The sequence below is a fragment of the Bacillus sp. AFS002410 genome, from assembly GCF_002556365.1.
In the GTDB taxonomy this organism is placed as follows: domain Bacteria; phylum Bacillota; class Bacilli; order Bacillales; family Bacillaceae_G; genus Gottfriedia.
In genome coordinates this window covers 14,941-28,256 of record NZ_NUEU01000101.1, presented here as the reverse complement: position 1 = coordinate 28,256, position 13,316 = coordinate 14,941, and the positions used below count along the sequence as shown (strand labels likewise).

Genomic DNA, 13,316 nt, shown 5'->3' with positions numbered 1-13,316 from the left:
TTTGGCTTATCGTTTTGTGGTTAATTTTTAGATAAAAAAGAGAAGCTTTTTGAAAAAGGCTTCTCTAAAGAAATAGGTGATATTGGTAAAGAAAGGAGTTTTATAGTACATGCTATGCAACGTTACAAAAAATGTGAAACGTTTTTGACACATAAAGCGACAGATTGAGGCGATGTTATGCAGTTTATTTTTGAAGCAGAACAGATACGAAAATTTAAGTATTGTCCATTTTGTAAAGGTGACATTTTAGATGTATATGATGGTGATTTTTCTGGTCATATCACTTGTGCTGATTGTGATGAAGATTTAGATTTTCTTATCCTAGAGGAAATGTTAAAACGTTATCCAAAATGGATTGAGAAACAAAATAGTTAATGCACTCTACGAATCGATAGTGCCATATAAGGAGGATCAAAATGAACAAAAGATTAAAAAAGAAAATCAATGATAGAGAAAAAAAGAAAAAAGCAGTGTATTTTTTACAAAATACAATTGGTCATTACAAGTTATATATAAGTAAGAAATATTGGAATAAAGGTGATAAAGATAAAGGGTGCATTTTAAAAGAGAATGGGGATTACCTTTCAGCTAGTTATATTAATGAGCTAGGTTTTCAATATATCGCAGTTGTTTCTAATTGCCACAATGGAAACTTAGTAATTATGAAAAGTTGGAACAACAAGAATCATTTAGTGAAATTTAGTTAAATCATGCAGTATTTAGTCGTTTTTCATAAAACAAATAGAAAACTAATCGCTACATTTAAGCTTAATACAATCATTACTGAAATGGAGGTATTATCTATGCCAGACGTTGGTTATCTACTTACTTGCAAAAAGGACATCTTATATACGGCACCAAATGGAGAAGTATTTGTGAAAGAAGATTAATAAGTGAACTCCTAAAAAGGAGGTAATAAATTTGGAACAATTAGCATTTTTTGAAGCAATTGATGAGAAAAAAGTTAGAAAAGCAGTCGTAAAGCAACTAAAGCAATATAAAGCCTTAAGAGTTGCAGTTCAAAATAAAGATGAGCAGACTTCTGAAGGAAAGATTAATCTATTCCCAATGATCGTAGACAAAGAAATTGAGAAGAGATTAAAAGTAAAACAAGTGGAACGTGCACTTGAATATGCTTTAGATGAAATCGAACGAGAGATTATTAAATATAAGTATTTGGCTCCAAATCGAATTAAAGATATCAATCTATACATGGATTTAGGGTTAACTAAAGACCAATACTACGAACATAAAAGACAAGCAATCTTTTCACTTGCTACAGCACTCAACATTGTTTGAGTGCTTTTTTCTTCGACAAAAAACCGACAAAACACTGGATAAAATTAGGGACAAAAACAGGGATAAAACAAGGGAAGTTTGAAAAACGAATAAGCCTTAAACTTTTCTTATCAGCTAATTTAGTTGATGGGAGAAGCATAAACTCCTATATCAATTATGTAACTCGATCATGCTGTGGGTTGAAATATACCTTAGACGCTAGTCGTCAAGAGCGTGGTGTGAGGATGGGTTAAATGCCCGTTTTTTATTCTTTGTAAACTAGATCCATCTTTGATGATTCCCCAATCCTCCATTATTTTGGATGGGTCTAGTTTAGAGGGAATAAACCTTCTTTTGTCGAATAATAGGACTAAAGGAGGTGATAACCATGTTTTTTGACGTATATTTTAAAAGTGTAAATGGGCAAGAGATAAGAGTCGATAAAGTTGAGAGGGAAACTATGGATGAACTTTCAACTGAGATAACACACAGTAATATAAACTGGTTCGGAAGCGAATCACAAAAAGTAAACTTAAATAACGTTATCGAATTTAGACTTATTGAAGTTGACAAAGATGGATTTGCAATTGATAGACCAGACTTTCAAATACTTTAATTTGTTTTAGGTTACATAATAATAAAGGGTTTTAAGACTTAGCTTATTGCTAAGTCTTTTTATTTTATCTTAGGAGTTGTTATTGTGTTGGAGTATAAAACAAAACAACAGAAGCGTAAGTTCTATGACGGTGTTGCATGGAAACAACTAAGAGTAGAAGTAAAGAAGCGTGACAATCATGAATGTCAGGAATGTAAGAGACAAGGGAAAGTATCCATTGATACGAATGAATACAGTGAGCGTGCTAGACGTAAGAAGATACAGCTGGTAGTCCATCACATTAAAGAGCTTGAACATCATCCTGAGTTAGCATTGGATATGCATAACCTAGAGACTATCTGTGTTGATTGTCATAACAAAGAACATGGTCGAGACTTTAGTAAAAGAGTTAACAAGTGGGCTCATGATGAGAGGTGGTAATAGTATGTGGAAAGAAATGATTGCAGGGCAACTGAACAGATTACTATTACATTACATTCTATGTTATAAAACACCTTCAGAACGAAACGAATTAAATAAAACATATTATAGGGAATTTATAAGGAATTTGTAGACTACCCCCCGGGTCAAAAAGTTTGTCTTTTTCGTGGGCCCGGGGCACCGGTAAGGGGGAGTCTTTCGTCTAAAAAAATATAAAAAACTGCCGTTATAATAGGGGGTTAAAAAAGAGAGGGGGGTGTTTTTGTGGGTGGAGCAGTAAAAGTATCAGATTTGGAAAAACAATTAATGTTAAGAATAGATGAAAATGATTTAATGGAAGTCGATAAAGTTAAGCGGTATATCGCGATTATTAGGCAAATCAGAAAGCTTCAAACTGCTATTAATAAAGATGGCGTGATCATGACGACCATTAATGCAAATCAGGAATTTGCTAAATCAAATCCAGCAATAAATGAATTAAATAAGCTCACAAAAACATTAATTTCTCTGGAAAATTCAATCAAATTTGGTTCAATTGATTTGCCGAAAGTAAAAGATGATAAGGATAATGACGAACCAGAAGTCAGTGATTTATATTGATTCGCCAAAAATATGTAGATGCATATATGAATTCATGGCGTAAAGGTACTGTCGTTTTTAATCAGGAACGTATTGAACTAATGAAACAACTAGAAACAGAGGTTCTAATTCGTGACGATATATATTTTGATGAAGAACAAATTGAGAAATGTATAAGTTTTATTGAAAAGTGGTATTTCAAGTTGGAGCCTTTTCAAAAATTTATCATTGCGTTCATATTCCTTAAATATAAAGTTCGTGACAAGTTATTTTACAAAGATATCGTTATTGTTATAGCTCGTGGTAATGGAAAGAACGGTTTAATTTCTGGACTTGCAGATTATTTCATTAGTCCTGGTCATGGTATAGAAGGATACAACGTTGATGTTGTAGCGAATAGTGAAGACCAAGCCGAAACGTCAGTAAAAGAAGTTTATAACATGAAAGAGAAAAACAAGAATTTCATGAAAAAATTCTTCTCGTGGACTAAGACGAAAATTACAGGTAAGTTATCACTTGCTGAATTTAAATTTCGAACATCCAATGCTGACACAAAAGACGGTGGTCGCCCTGGTTGTTTAATTTTTGATGAGTGGCACATTTATGAGGATACAAAATTAATTAATACCCTTAGTTCAGGTTTAGGGAAAGTAAAACATAGAAGAAGGATTTATATTTCCACCAACGGTCATGTACGTGGTGGTTTTTTTGATAAATTTATTGAACAATGTTTGGACGTTTTAAAAGGTGGTAGTAAACGTAAAAACCGTTTTGTATTTATATGCAAAATGGATAACAAGGAAGAAGTTGATAAGCCAGAACTTTGGGAAAAGGCTAATCCTATGTTTAGCCAACCAAGAAGTCCTTATGCCGAAGAATTGTTTGATACGATTATGGATGAGTATCTTGATTTAGAAGATGATCCATCGGGACGACCTGAGTTCATGGCAAAAAGAATGAATCTTCCTCAAGAGGACAATACAGTTAGAGTTGCTTCGTGGGAAGATATTCAAGCTACCAAACGCCCAATCCCATATAACGTTTTAAAAGGTAAGGTCTGTATTGGCGCAATTGATTTTTCTTTCGTTAAAGATTTCACTGCATGTGGAGTCCTCTTTAAACATGGTGATGATTATATTTGGGATAGCCACCAATTTGCAAGACGAGATTTTATTAAAGAAGCTAAGTTAAAACCTCCGATTGAGGAATGGGAAAAACAAGGTCACTTAACTCTGCTTGATGGACCAGTGATAAATATCGAACATATGGTTAATTATTTCTGTGAAATGAGAGAGAAATACGGATTAAACACTATTATTGGTGATACATTCCGTCTAGATATTGTAAAACAGGCATTGGAAGAGGCGGGATTTCATGTGTTATACATTCAGAATCCGCATGCAATATATGCGAAACTTGCTCCAAGAATTGAAATGCTCTTTGCTCAAAAACGAATTGTTTTTGGTGACAATCCATTAATGAGATGGAATACAAACAACATTGTTGTAAAGGTCAAGAATGATGGAAATAAAGATTTCTTGAAAAAAGATGAAGTTCGAAGAAAAACAGACGGATTTACAGCGTTTGTTTATGCATTATGGCAAGCCGATAGCATACTTGAAGACGAAATAAACATTGATGACTCTTTAGATATGTTAGATGCATTGAACTTTTAGGGAGGGGGTGAAAATGTAAATGGGATTTTTGGATTCAATATTAAGGCGAAATAGCGAACTTGAAAGTTTGTTTGATTTAGATTTAAGCTATGACACTACACAACGTGGCTATCTAAAGAGATTAGCTTTAGAAACTTGTGTGAATTTTATTGGAAGGACAATTGCACAATCTGATTTTCGCTATATGAGTAATGGTAAACGACAATTGAATGACTGGCACTATCTTTTAAATGTCAGACCTAATACTGATCAATCAGCTGCAGACTTTTGGCAAAGGTTTATATTTGAATTAATAAATGAAAATGAAGTATTAGTTATCTTAACTGATAACAACGATCTATTAATTGCCGACAGTTTTACGCGTACCGAATATGCAGTTTATCCGGATGTTTTTAAAGATGTAACAGTTAAAGATTACACCTTTCAAAGAACCTTTCAAATGAACGAAGTTATTTATCTTACTTATAACAACGAAAAGCTCACTCAGTTCATGGAAGGAATGTTTAAAGATTATGCTGATTTGTTTAGCAGAATGATTGAGATTAATCTCCGGAATAATCAAATTCGAGGAACGGTTAGTATTGAAACGAATCAATCATTTGGTGAAGATAATCAAAATAAGTTACAAAAATTTATTGATAAAATATTTAATTCATTTCGCCAGAATACTATTGCCCTTGTACCTATGTTGAAAGGTTTTCAATATAATGAGGTTGCAAAAGGTGATGGGAATGGTCAATCAATTGAAGAACTTACAAAACTTAAACGTTCACTGATAGACGATGTGGCCAACATACTAGGTATTCCTAAAGCTTTAATTCATGGTGAACTAGCTGATTATGAAACTAGTATAAAAGCATTTGTGAAATTTTGCATTGGACCACTTGTTAAAAAAATCGGTGACGAATTAAATACTAAACTAATTGAAAAAAATGATTACTTGTATGGTACCAGGATTGAAGTAAGAGGTGTAACTGAAAAGGATTTAATCGAAAATGCCGAAGCGGTAGATAAGCTTGTCGCTTCAGGCACATTCACACGAAATGAGGTGAGGGAATTGTTTGGAGCAGAACGATCAGACAATCCAGAGTTGGACAAGTTTGTGATTACGAAAAACTATCAATCCGCAAGTGACGTTGAAGGAGGTGAGACAAAATAATGAGACGACGATTTAATTTTAAAAACCAGCAATACAACAAGCAACTAGAAAGCATTCCTCATAATTTCGCTGTAACACATGATAATGAAAAAGGGGAATCCGTCCTTACGATCTATGGTGACATTGGTGAATCATGGTGGTGGGAATCTACATCGGCGGTAGATGTTGATAATGCTTTAAAGGCAGCGGGCTCAAATGATATCGTAGTCAATCTAAATTCGCCTGGTGGTGATGCATTTGACGGAATTGCAATTTATAATCGTCTAAAAAATCATCCTGGAAAAGTAACAATTTATATTGATGGATGGGCATGTTCAGCAGCATCTGTTATTGCAATGGCAGGTGATGAAGTAATTATGGGTGCAGGTGCTATGTTGATGATTCACGAAGCATCTAATATTGTTTGGGGAAGTAAAAATGATTTTCGTAAACAAGCCGATTTACTCGAAAAATTAGAAGATGGCCTCATCGATATTTATATGCAAAAAGCAAATGTTAGCAGAGAAGACGTTCGTCAAAAGGTTGATGATGAAACATGGTTTAGTGCTAATGATGCAATGGAAATCGGGTTTGCTACTTCTACTGCAGCAAATTCTTCTACACCTATTAATTCAAACAAATTCAAAATTAATGATGAACAATTGCAACAAATTATCAACACTGTAACTAATAATTTAAAACAAAATAATGAACCATCAAACGAACCTATTGTTTCTGTGGTAGCAGCACAGCCGAGAAACAGAAGGTTTTTTTGATACTCAAATATAGGAGGATGACAAATGGTAATTAAATTAAATAATCACACAGAGACTTATGAAAAAGCACGTAATAATTATGCTACTGTAATCAAAAATGAGGAATCAACACCAGAGCAAATTGAATCTGCTTGGAATGAAATGCAAGAAGCACTAGTAGCTTCATTAACAAGTCAAATTTCTGCACAGGTTTCAAACGAAAGTGCAGATCGTAGTGTGTTAGTTGCGCGTGGTGCTAATGTTTTAACATCAACAGAAATGAAATTCTTTAATACAGTTGTGCAATCAGACGGATTCACTTCTGATGTAATCCTTCCAGAAACTACTGTTGACCGTATTTTCGAAGATTTAACAACTGACCACCCTTTATTAGCAGAAATTAACCTACAAAATGCAGGATTACTAACTCGTATTATTAAGTCAGATACGGAAGGCGCAGCTGTATGGGGTAAGGTATTTGGAGATATCAAGGGTCAATTGGATGCGAGCTTCAGTGAAGAAAATATCACTCAATCTAAATTAACTGCATTTGTTGTCTTACCTAAGGATTTAGAGAAATTTGGTCCAGCATGGGTTGAAGCTTATGTTCGCGCACAAATTGTAGAAACTTTCGCTGTTGCTTTAGAAAATGCGTTTATTAATGGTTTAGGACCTGTTAAGGACCAACCAATTGGTTTAGTTCGTGACTTAACAAAAGCAGTTGATCCAACAAACGGTCATGCTAAAAAAGATATTACTGATACGTTAACGTTTGCTAATTCTGCTACTACTGTAAAAGAGTTATCAGGTGTCATGAAAAATCTTTCTACAAAATCAAATGGAAAAGCAGTAAACGTATCTGGAAAAGTAGTTCTAGTAGTGAATCCTGTAGATGCATGGGACGTAAAAGCGCTTTATACATTCTTAAATGCAAATGGTGTTTATGTAACTGCGTTACCATTCAATCTTCGTATTGTTGAATCAATTTTCCAAACAGAGAAAGAGCTTTTAGCATTTGTTAATAATCGCTATGATGCATATACTGGTGGATCCGTACAAATTAACAAGTTTGATCAAACTTTGGCTTTAGAGGACTGCAATCTTTACACAGCTAAACAATTTGCTTTCGGTAAGGCGGATGATAACAAAGCAGCAGCTATTTATACTTTAAATGTAACTGAAACAGTACCTGCTGGATAAGGGCAATCTAATGGCTAAATTTAAAGTTCTAAAAACTTTTCGTGATGTTCATACAAACGAAATTTATAAAGTAGGTTCTGATATTGAAATGACGGTCAAAAGAGCTAATGAGGTTGAAAAAAACCTTGATAGCTCTTTTTTAGTTCGAATTCAAGAAATCTTAAAAAGCAAGGAGTGATAATAATGGAAATCACTCATGAAATCTTAGGGGAATTTAAAGACAGGATGCGTTTAGGTGACGATGAAGATACTAACTTATTGCGTATCCTTTCTGCGTCCCATAAGTCATTAATAAGATTATGTGGCTATTACAATATTGAATCTGATGAAGAATTTAAAGAACTTGTATTTGAACGTTCTAGATATGTATACAACGATGCGCTAGAATACTTTAATACAAATTTCTTAAGTCAGATAAACAGTCTAGCTTTAGACAAAGCGCTTGAATTAATAGAGTTAGAGGAGTGATACCTATTCAGCCATTTAAATATAATCCCAACTTTAACTCAGGTTCATTTAGACATAAAATTACCTTTCAAAAGGAAGCAGAATCAGGAATAGTGGATGAGTTGGACCAGAAAGAAGATATTTGGGAAAACGTTAAATCGGTTTGGTCAATGATTAAGACGATTAAAGGTTCTGAATATCTTTCTACTGGCACAACACAAGCAACTATTATTTCACGTTTTATTATTCGTTATACAGATGGTATTACCTCAGATATGAGGATTATGTATAACAATCGTCTTTTCGACATTATAGAACCTCCTATTAATGATGATGAGGCTTATGAAACGCTCACAATTTTAGCTAAGGAGCGTGTGTAAGATGGCTAGAATTACTATTTCAAATTTAACAGCAGAAATTACAAAAGAATTAGAACGATATTCAAATTTAGTAGAAGAAGAATTGGAAACTGCTAAGGATGAAGTCTCTAAAGAACTGGTTAAAGAATTAAAGGAAACTAGTCCAAAAAGAAAGAAAAATGGTGGTACTTACGCCAAAAGTTGGACACGAAAAAAGATAGGGAATCGATATGTAGTACATGTCAAAGCTCCGTATTATCGTCTTACTCATTTGCTGGAGAAAGGACACGCAAAAGTTAATGGTGGTCGTGTTCCTGCCAAAGTTCATATTCGTCCAGCTGAGGAAAAAGCAGTTAAAAAATTCACAGATCGTGTAGAAGAGGCGATTAAGTCATGAACTTAGTTGAATTAAAGAATATATTAAAAGCCACTGGGTTTCCGGTGGCTTATTATCATTTTGATACACCTCCAAAACCACCTTATATTTGTTATTTAGTTGATAGTTCTTCTAATTTTCATGCTGATAACGAAGTTTTTCACAAGATATCAAATGTAAATATTGAACTTTATACAAAGAAAAAAGATTTAGATTCTGAGAGAATTATAGAATCATTACTTGATGAAAATGATATCCCTTATGATTCTAGTGAAGTTTATATAGATTCCGAGAAATTATTTCAAAAATTTTACGAAGTGAGGTTGATTTAAATGGCTGAAAACAAAGTTGTATTTGGTCTTAAAAATGCGTATTACTCAATTGTTACAGAAACTGGAGGAACTGAAACTTATGATACACCAGCACGTTTACCTGGAGCTACAGCTTTAACGTTAGAACCTAAAGGTGAACAAACTTATTTTTTCGCAGATGATACGTTATATTACACAGCAAGTACGAACCAAGGTTATGATACAAAACTAACAGTATCTAATATTCCAGATGCTTTCAGAGAAGATGTTTTAGGTGAAGTTTTAGACGAAACCGACAAAACTCTTACAGAATTAAGCAATGCAAAACCAAAGAAAATTGCTTTCATGTTCGAATTCGATGGTGATGTTAAAGCGAACCGTCATGTCCTGTACAATTGCACAGTCACACGCCCAGGATTATCAAGTAATACAAAAACAACATCATCAGAACCTGGAACAACAGAATTATCTCTAGTTGCAGCTCCCCGTTTAAGTGATGGAAAAGTTAAAACATCAACTACGGCCGATACTCCTGCTGTTGTATATGATGCTTGGTATTCTGCAGTATACGAAAAATAAGGAGTGATAATCTATGGAAAAGACTATTCTAATCGATGGTAAGCAGATACGATTTAAAAGTACTGGAGCAACTCCTTTAAAATACAAGGCTCAATTCCAAAAAGACTTTTTTGTTGAAATTTTAAAATTGAATTCTTTGAAAAAACTTAATGCAGGACAGGATATTAAAGCTGAAGACATCGATCATGTAGATTTCGATGTCCTCTATAACATTATTTGGGTTATGGCTAAAACAGCAGACCAAACTATTCCCGAACCAATTGAGTGGTTAGACCAGTTTGATGAGTTCCCACTATTTGATATTGTTCCAAAGGTTCAAGAACTTCTAGGTTTCACTTTACAAACAAAAAAAAAGTGGGTTCCTCCGGCGAAGAACAAGAAATTTCAACAGAAACGTTCTTAGTACTATGTAATCGAGTCGGGTTAACGCAATCAGATTTAGAGAGTATGACAATTGGTATGTGTATTGATTTCATTGACGAATATGTTGAAATGAATAAGCCAGAAAATGAAAAAGTTCGTAAAGCCTCTCAGAGTGATTATGATAACTTTTAAAGTGAGGTGAGAAAATGGGTTCTCAACGTATAAAGGGAATAACAATTGAAATCGGTGGGGATACCGTAGGGTTGGAAAAAGCCCTAAGTGATGTTAATAAAAAAAGCATCGGTTTACAAAAAGAGTTAAAAGACGTAGAGAGATTATTAAAGTTTGATCCAGGTAATGTTGAAGCACTTGCTCAAAAACAAAGAATTCTAACTCAACAGATTGAATTGACATCAAATAAATTAAATCAATTAAAACAAGCGGAAGCTGAAGTACAGAAGCAGTTTGAAAAAGGTAAAATCTCGGAAGAACAATATAGATCGTTTAGGCGTGAGATTCATTTTACTGAAGCCTCATTAGGGAAATTAAGAACTTCTTTATCTAAAGTAAATGATAACTCTAGTATAAGAGACATTCATACCGATGCTGAACAAGCCGGAGAATCCATAAAAGGTTTAGGTGGAGAGATAGCTGGGGTAATTGGTGGTCTTGCTGCTGGAGGCGGAATTGCTGGAGTTCTTGAGAAAGCGTTAGAAACTTCTACTACTAATACTAAAATCGATATTTCTTTTAATGTTCCAGAAGAATCAAAGGCAATTGTTAAGAAAGCAATAAAGGATGTTCAAGCCTATGGAGTAGATGCGGAAGCAGCGCTTGAAGGTGTAAGACGCCAATGGGCATTAAATAAAGATGCTAGCGCTTCAGCAAATGCTGCAATCATTAAAAGTGCAGGTGCTATTTCCGAAGCTTTTGACGGGATTGATTTTACAGAATTAATTCAAGAATCACATGAAATGGCTAAAGAAATGGGGATGTCTCAAGAAGATGCATTAGGACTTACAAATGCGCTACTTAAAGTAGGATTTCCTCCAGATCAACTTGATACTATTGCAGAATATGGAGCACAACTTAAAAGAGCTGGTTACAATGCAGAAGAGATTCAAGCGATTATGGCAGCTGGGGTAGATTCCGGGACTTGGAATATCGATAATCTTCTTGATGGTTTAAAAGAAGGAAGAGTTCGATTAGCTCAATTTGGTCAATCTGTGCCAAAAGCAACTGCACAATTATTAGAGGGTACAAAAATATCTACAGATCAACTTCAAAAATGGGGTAAAGCTATCGCCGAAGGTGGAAAAGGCGGACAGTTAGCTATGCAAGAAGTTGGGCAAGCTCTTAGTAATGTTAAAGATAAAACTACGCAAAATGCACTTGGTGTTCAACTGTTTGGAACTATGTGGGAAGACCAAGGAAGTAACATTCTTGAAACGTTAGGTGGAATGAAAAGTAACCTTGCTACCGCAAAAGAAAATCAACAAGCTTTAAATGATACAACTAAACAAATGGATGAAAATCCACAAGTTAGATTAAACAAAGCCATTGCTGATATGAATACTGCTCTTGCCCCCTTATTAACTCAAGTGGCAGAATTCGTAGGAAAAATAGCTGATTGGGCAGCACAAAATCCTACTTTAGCGGCAACTATTACAGCAATTGTTACCGTATTAGGAATTTTAATCGGATTAGCTTTGGCCTTAACACCTGTAATTTTGGCAGTTACCGGAGCTTTTGCGGCAGCTGAAATTGCATTATTGCCGATTATTTTAACGGTTATGGCTGTTGTAGCAGCAATTGCTGCAGTAATAGCTATTGGAGTTTTGTTATATAAAAACTGGGACACCATTAAAGAAAAAGTTGGGAACCTAATAAACCACTTAGGACCTTTCAAAGGTCTACTATTGGGTTTAACTGGGCCGATTGGTATGGTCATTGGTGCAGGAGTTAGTTTATATAAAAACTGGGATAAAATTATGGATTCAGCAAGGAAGTTGAAAAATACAGTTGCAAACTTGTTTAAAGGAATTAAATGGGAGCTACCGAAATTAAAACTCCCTCATTTTAGTATAAGTGGAAAACTAGATCTTAATCCTAAAGGCGGAATTAGTGTCCCTAAAATAAATGTAGATTGGTATAAAAACGGTGGTCTTTTTCCAGCAAATTCACCTAGATTAATAGGTATTGGTGACCATCCGACAGCACAGGAAGCAGCTTTACCTTTAACTAAGGATGTATTTCGTTCAATTGCAAGTGGAATTAGTGAATTTATTAATGTTGGCGGAAATCAGGGGATTGTCATACAAAATATGACAGTAAGATCTGATGATGACATTAAAAAGCTTGCTAGAGAGTTATTTATCTTAGAGAAGCGTGATGCTCGTTCAAAAGGGGTTGTGAGACGGTGATTTATCTTGACGACATCCCAATTAGTCAATGGGGATTACAAATTCAAAAAGAACATACTCATCCATCTACGCCAGAATTAAGAACTAAAACAATGACTATCCCCGGAATGCCTGGAGAATGGGATTTTGGGTCAGAGTTTGGCTCACGTCCATTTTCATTTCCTTTAGGATTTATTGAATATGATATTTACGAAAAACAGCGACGATTAAATGAATTCGTTGCTTTTTTATTTGATCCTTATGGTCTACCTAAAGAAAAAAAATTAACGTTTGATTATGAGATGGATAAGCATTACCTTGTAAAAGTCTCTAATCAAATTGATCCACAAAGAACCATAGGGTTCAATTTCTTTATTTTAGAATTCAAAGCGAATAAACCATATAAAAAATTTAAGCTTCAATCCGATGAAATCGTATGGGATTCTGATATTCCAATCCTTTCAGATATCTCATGGTTAACAGATGGATCTGAAAGATTAATAAACAGTGAACAAACAATTGAAGTCGTTAATAATGGCAGCATTGCAATTAGATACTCATTTAATATGAGTGGTTCTGGCAATAATGTAAATTTATCAGCAAACGGAGTAGTAATGAATTTTGGAACATTTTCAAATTCGACGTTTGATGTTGATGGAGAAAGATACACCATTTTTGTGAATAGTGTAGAGGATTTAGTCACTCCTTATTTTATTGATTTATTACCAGGAGTAAATCAAATACAAATTAATGGTTCAAATTTAAATCTAACATTAAAAGAAAAATTAGTTTATCAATACTTATAGGAGGAGGTAGT

Annotated in this window: 20 protein-coding genes; all 20 read left to right on the top strand. The window is 34.3% G+C overall.

Annotation, left to right across the window (positions count from 1 at the left end):
- Nucleotides 1-177: 177 nt before the first annotated feature.
- The 20 genes from CN692_RS24290 (at nucleotide 178) to CN692_RS24205 (ending at nucleotide 13,305) form a co-directional block, all read left to right on the top strand.
- On the top strand, nucleotides 178-375 hold the full coding sequence (locus CN692_RS24290) for a hypothetical protein (RefSeq protein WP_098121708.1): 198 nt from the start codon (nucleotides 178-180) through the stop codon (nucleotides 373-375).
- A gap of 41 nt (nucleotides 376-416) precedes the next feature.
- On the top strand, nucleotides 417-707 hold the full coding sequence (locus CN692_RS24285; RefSeq protein WP_098121707.1) for a hypothetical protein: 291 nt from the start codon (nucleotides 417-419) through the stop codon (nucleotides 705-707).
- Nucleotides 708-710: 3 nt separating this feature from the next.
- Complete coding sequence (locus CN692_RS25915; protein ID WP_142317571.1) at nucleotides 711-890, top strand: hypothetical protein; 180 nt, start codon at nucleotides 711-713, stop codon at nucleotides 888-890.
- A gap of 25 nt (nucleotides 891-915) precedes the next feature.
- A complete protein-coding gene (locus CN692_RS24280) occupies nucleotides 916-1,299 on the top strand; it encodes an ArpU family phage packaging/lysis transcriptional regulator (RefSeq protein ID WP_098121706.1) in 384 nt (127 codons plus the stop codon).
- A 367-nt stretch (nucleotides 1,300-1,666) separates the two neighbouring features.
- Nucleotides 1,667-1,894 (top strand): hypothetical protein, encoded by a 228-nt coding sequence (locus tag CN692_RS24275; RefSeq protein ID WP_098121705.1) that lies wholly within the window; start codon nucleotides 1,667-1,669, stop codon nucleotides 1,892-1,894.
- 84 nt (nucleotides 1,895-1,978) lie between these two features.
- Nucleotides 1,979-2,314: an HNH endonuclease gene (locus tag CN692_RS24270; RefSeq protein ID WP_098121704.1), complete on the top strand. Its 336-nt coding sequence runs from the start codon at nucleotides 1,979-1,981 to the stop codon at nucleotides 2,312-2,314.
- A 264-nt stretch (nucleotides 2,315-2,578) separates the two neighbouring features.
- Nucleotides 2,579-2,914 carry a P27 family phage terminase small subunit gene (locus tag CN692_RS24265; protein WP_098121703.1) on the top strand — a complete coding sequence of 112 codons (336 nt, stop codon included), beginning with the start codon at nucleotides 2,579-2,581 and terminating at the stop codon, nucleotides 2,912-2,914.
- Nucleotides 2,911-4,569 carry a terminase TerL endonuclease subunit gene (locus CN692_RS24260; protein ID WP_098121702.1) on the top strand — a complete coding sequence of 553 codons (1,659 nt, stop codon included), beginning with the start codon at nucleotides 2,911-2,913 and terminating at the stop codon, nucleotides 4,567-4,569. The genes CN692_RS24265 and CN692_RS24260 overlap by 4 nt, the downstream gene beginning before the upstream one ends.
- A 19-nt stretch (nucleotides 4,570-4,588) precedes the next feature.
- Nucleotides 4,589-5,728 (top strand): phage portal protein, encoded by a 1,140-nt coding sequence (locus tag CN692_RS24255; RefSeq protein ID WP_098121701.1) that lies wholly within the window; start codon nucleotides 4,589-4,591, stop codon nucleotides 5,726-5,728.
- Entirely contained in the window at nucleotides 5,728-6,483 is a 756-nt protein-coding gene (locus CN692_RS24250) for a head maturation protease, ClpP-related (protein ID WP_098121700.1), read from the top strand. Before CN692_RS24255 ends, CN692_RS24250 begins: the two co-directional genes overlap by 1 nt.
- A 24-nt stretch (nucleotides 6,484-6,507) precedes the next feature.
- Nucleotides 6,508-7,662 (top strand): phage major capsid protein, encoded by a 1,155-nt coding sequence (locus tag CN692_RS24245; RefSeq protein ID WP_098121699.1) that lies wholly within the window; start codon nucleotides 6,508-6,510, stop codon nucleotides 7,660-7,662.
- A gap of 10 nt (nucleotides 7,663-7,672) precedes the next feature.
- Nucleotides 7,673-7,840, top strand: a complete 168-nt coding sequence (locus CN692_RS26400; RefSeq protein WP_179874547.1) for a hypothetical protein — start codon at nucleotides 7,673-7,675, stop codon at nucleotides 7,838-7,840.
- A gap of 5 nt (nucleotides 7,841-7,845) precedes the next feature.
- The gene (locus CN692_RS24240) at nucleotides 7,846-8,130 is read left to right on the top strand and encodes a hypothetical protein (protein ID WP_373605055.1); all 285 of its coding nucleotides are present in this window, start codon (nucleotides 7,846-7,848) and stop codon (nucleotides 8,128-8,130) included.
- A gap of 5 nt (nucleotides 8,131-8,135) precedes the next feature.
- Nucleotides 8,136-8,489, top strand: a complete 354-nt coding sequence (locus CN692_RS24235; protein WP_098121710.1) for a phage head closure protein — start codon at nucleotides 8,136-8,138, stop codon at nucleotides 8,487-8,489.
- A 1-nt stretch (nucleotide 8,490) separates the two neighbouring features.
- Nucleotides 8,491-8,865 (top strand): HK97 gp10 family phage protein, encoded by a 375-nt coding sequence (locus CN692_RS24230; RefSeq protein ID WP_098121698.1) that lies wholly within the window; start codon nucleotides 8,491-8,493, stop codon nucleotides 8,863-8,865.
- Nucleotides 8,862-9,176 carry a hypothetical protein gene (locus tag CN692_RS24225; RefSeq protein WP_098121697.1) on the top strand — a complete coding sequence of 105 codons (315 nt, stop codon included), beginning with the start codon at nucleotides 8,862-8,864 and terminating at the stop codon, nucleotides 9,174-9,176. The genes CN692_RS24230 and CN692_RS24225 overlap by 4 nt, the downstream gene beginning before the upstream one ends.
- Nucleotides 9,177-9,734: a major tail protein gene (locus tag CN692_RS24220; RefSeq protein ID WP_098121696.1), complete on the top strand. Its 558-nt coding sequence runs from the start codon at nucleotides 9,177-9,179 to the stop codon at nucleotides 9,732-9,734.
- Nucleotides 9,735-9,747: 13 nt separating this feature from the next.
- Nucleotides 9,748-10,137, top strand: coding sequence for a hypothetical protein (locus CN692_RS24215; RefSeq protein WP_098121695.1), 390 nt, complete (start codon nucleotides 9,748-9,750; stop codon nucleotides 10,135-10,137).
- A gap of 166 nt (nucleotides 10,138-10,303) precedes the next feature.
- The gene (locus CN692_RS24210) at nucleotides 10,304-12,520 is read left to right on the top strand and encodes a phage tail tape measure protein (RefSeq protein WP_098121694.1); all 2,217 of its coding nucleotides are present in this window, start codon (nucleotides 10,304-10,306) and stop codon (nucleotides 12,518-12,520) included.
- A complete protein-coding gene (locus tag CN692_RS24205; RefSeq protein ID WP_098121693.1) occupies nucleotides 12,517-13,305 on the top strand; it encodes a phage tail domain-containing protein in 789 nt (262 codons plus the stop codon). The genes CN692_RS24210 and CN692_RS24205 overlap by 4 nt, the downstream gene beginning before the upstream one ends.
- The last annotated feature ends 11 nt before the right edge of the window (nucleotides 13,306-13,316 follow it).

Excerpts from the sequence above, each read along its gene's own strand:
- CN692_RS24210 (WP_098121694.1), top strand. The coding sequence starts at position 10,304 with ATGGGTTCTCAACGTATAAAGGGAATAACAATTGAAATCGGTGGGGAT.
- CN692_RS24275 (WP_098121705.1), top strand. The coding sequence starts at position 1,667 with ATGTTTTTTGACGTATATTTTAAAAGTGTAAATGGGCAAGAGATAAGA.
- CN692_RS24225 (WP_098121697.1), top strand. The coding sequence starts at position 8,862 with ATGAACTTAGTTGAATTAAAGAATATATTAAAAGCCACTGGGTTTCCG.
- CN692_RS24255 (WP_098121701.1), top strand. The coding sequence starts at position 4,589 with ATGGGATTTTTGGATTCAATATTAAGGCGAAATAGCGAACTTGAAAGT.
- CN692_RS24215 (WP_098121695.1), top strand. The coding sequence starts at position 9,748 with ATGGAAAAGACTATTCTAATCGATGGTAAGCAGATACGATTTAAAAGT.
- CN692_RS26400 (WP_179874547.1), top strand. The coding sequence starts at position 7,673 with ATGGCTAAATTTAAAGTTCTAAAAACTTTTCGTGATGTTCATACAAAC.
- CN692_RS24250 (WP_098121700.1), top strand. The coding sequence starts at position 5,728 with ATGAGACGACGATTTAATTTTAAAAACCAGCAATACAACAAGCAACTA.
- CN692_RS24230 (WP_098121698.1), top strand. The coding sequence starts at position 8,491 with ATGGCTAGAATTACTATTTCAAATTTAACAGCAGAAATTACAAAAGAA.
- CN692_RS24285 (WP_098121707.1), top strand. The coding sequence starts at position 417 with ATGAACAAAAGATTAAAAAAGAAAATCAATGATAGAGAAAAAAAGAAA.
- CN692_RS24240 (WP_373605055.1), top strand. The coding sequence starts at position 7,846 with ATGGAAATCACTCATGAAATCTTAGGGGAATTTAAAGACAGGATGCGT.
- CN692_RS24290 (WP_098121708.1), top strand. The coding sequence starts at position 178 with ATGCAGTTTATTTTTGAAGCAGAACAGATACGAAAATTTAAGTATTGT.
- CN692_RS24220 (WP_098121696.1), top strand. The coding sequence starts at position 9,177 with ATGGCTGAAAACAAAGTTGTATTTGGTCTTAAAAATGCGTATTACTCA.
- CN692_RS24245 (WP_098121699.1), top strand. The coding sequence starts at position 6,508 with ATGGTAATTAAATTAAATAATCACACAGAGACTTATGAAAAAGCACGT.
- CN692_RS25915 (WP_142317571.1), top strand. The coding sequence starts at position 711 with ATGCAGTATTTAGTCGTTTTTCATAAAACAAATAGAAAACTAATCGCT.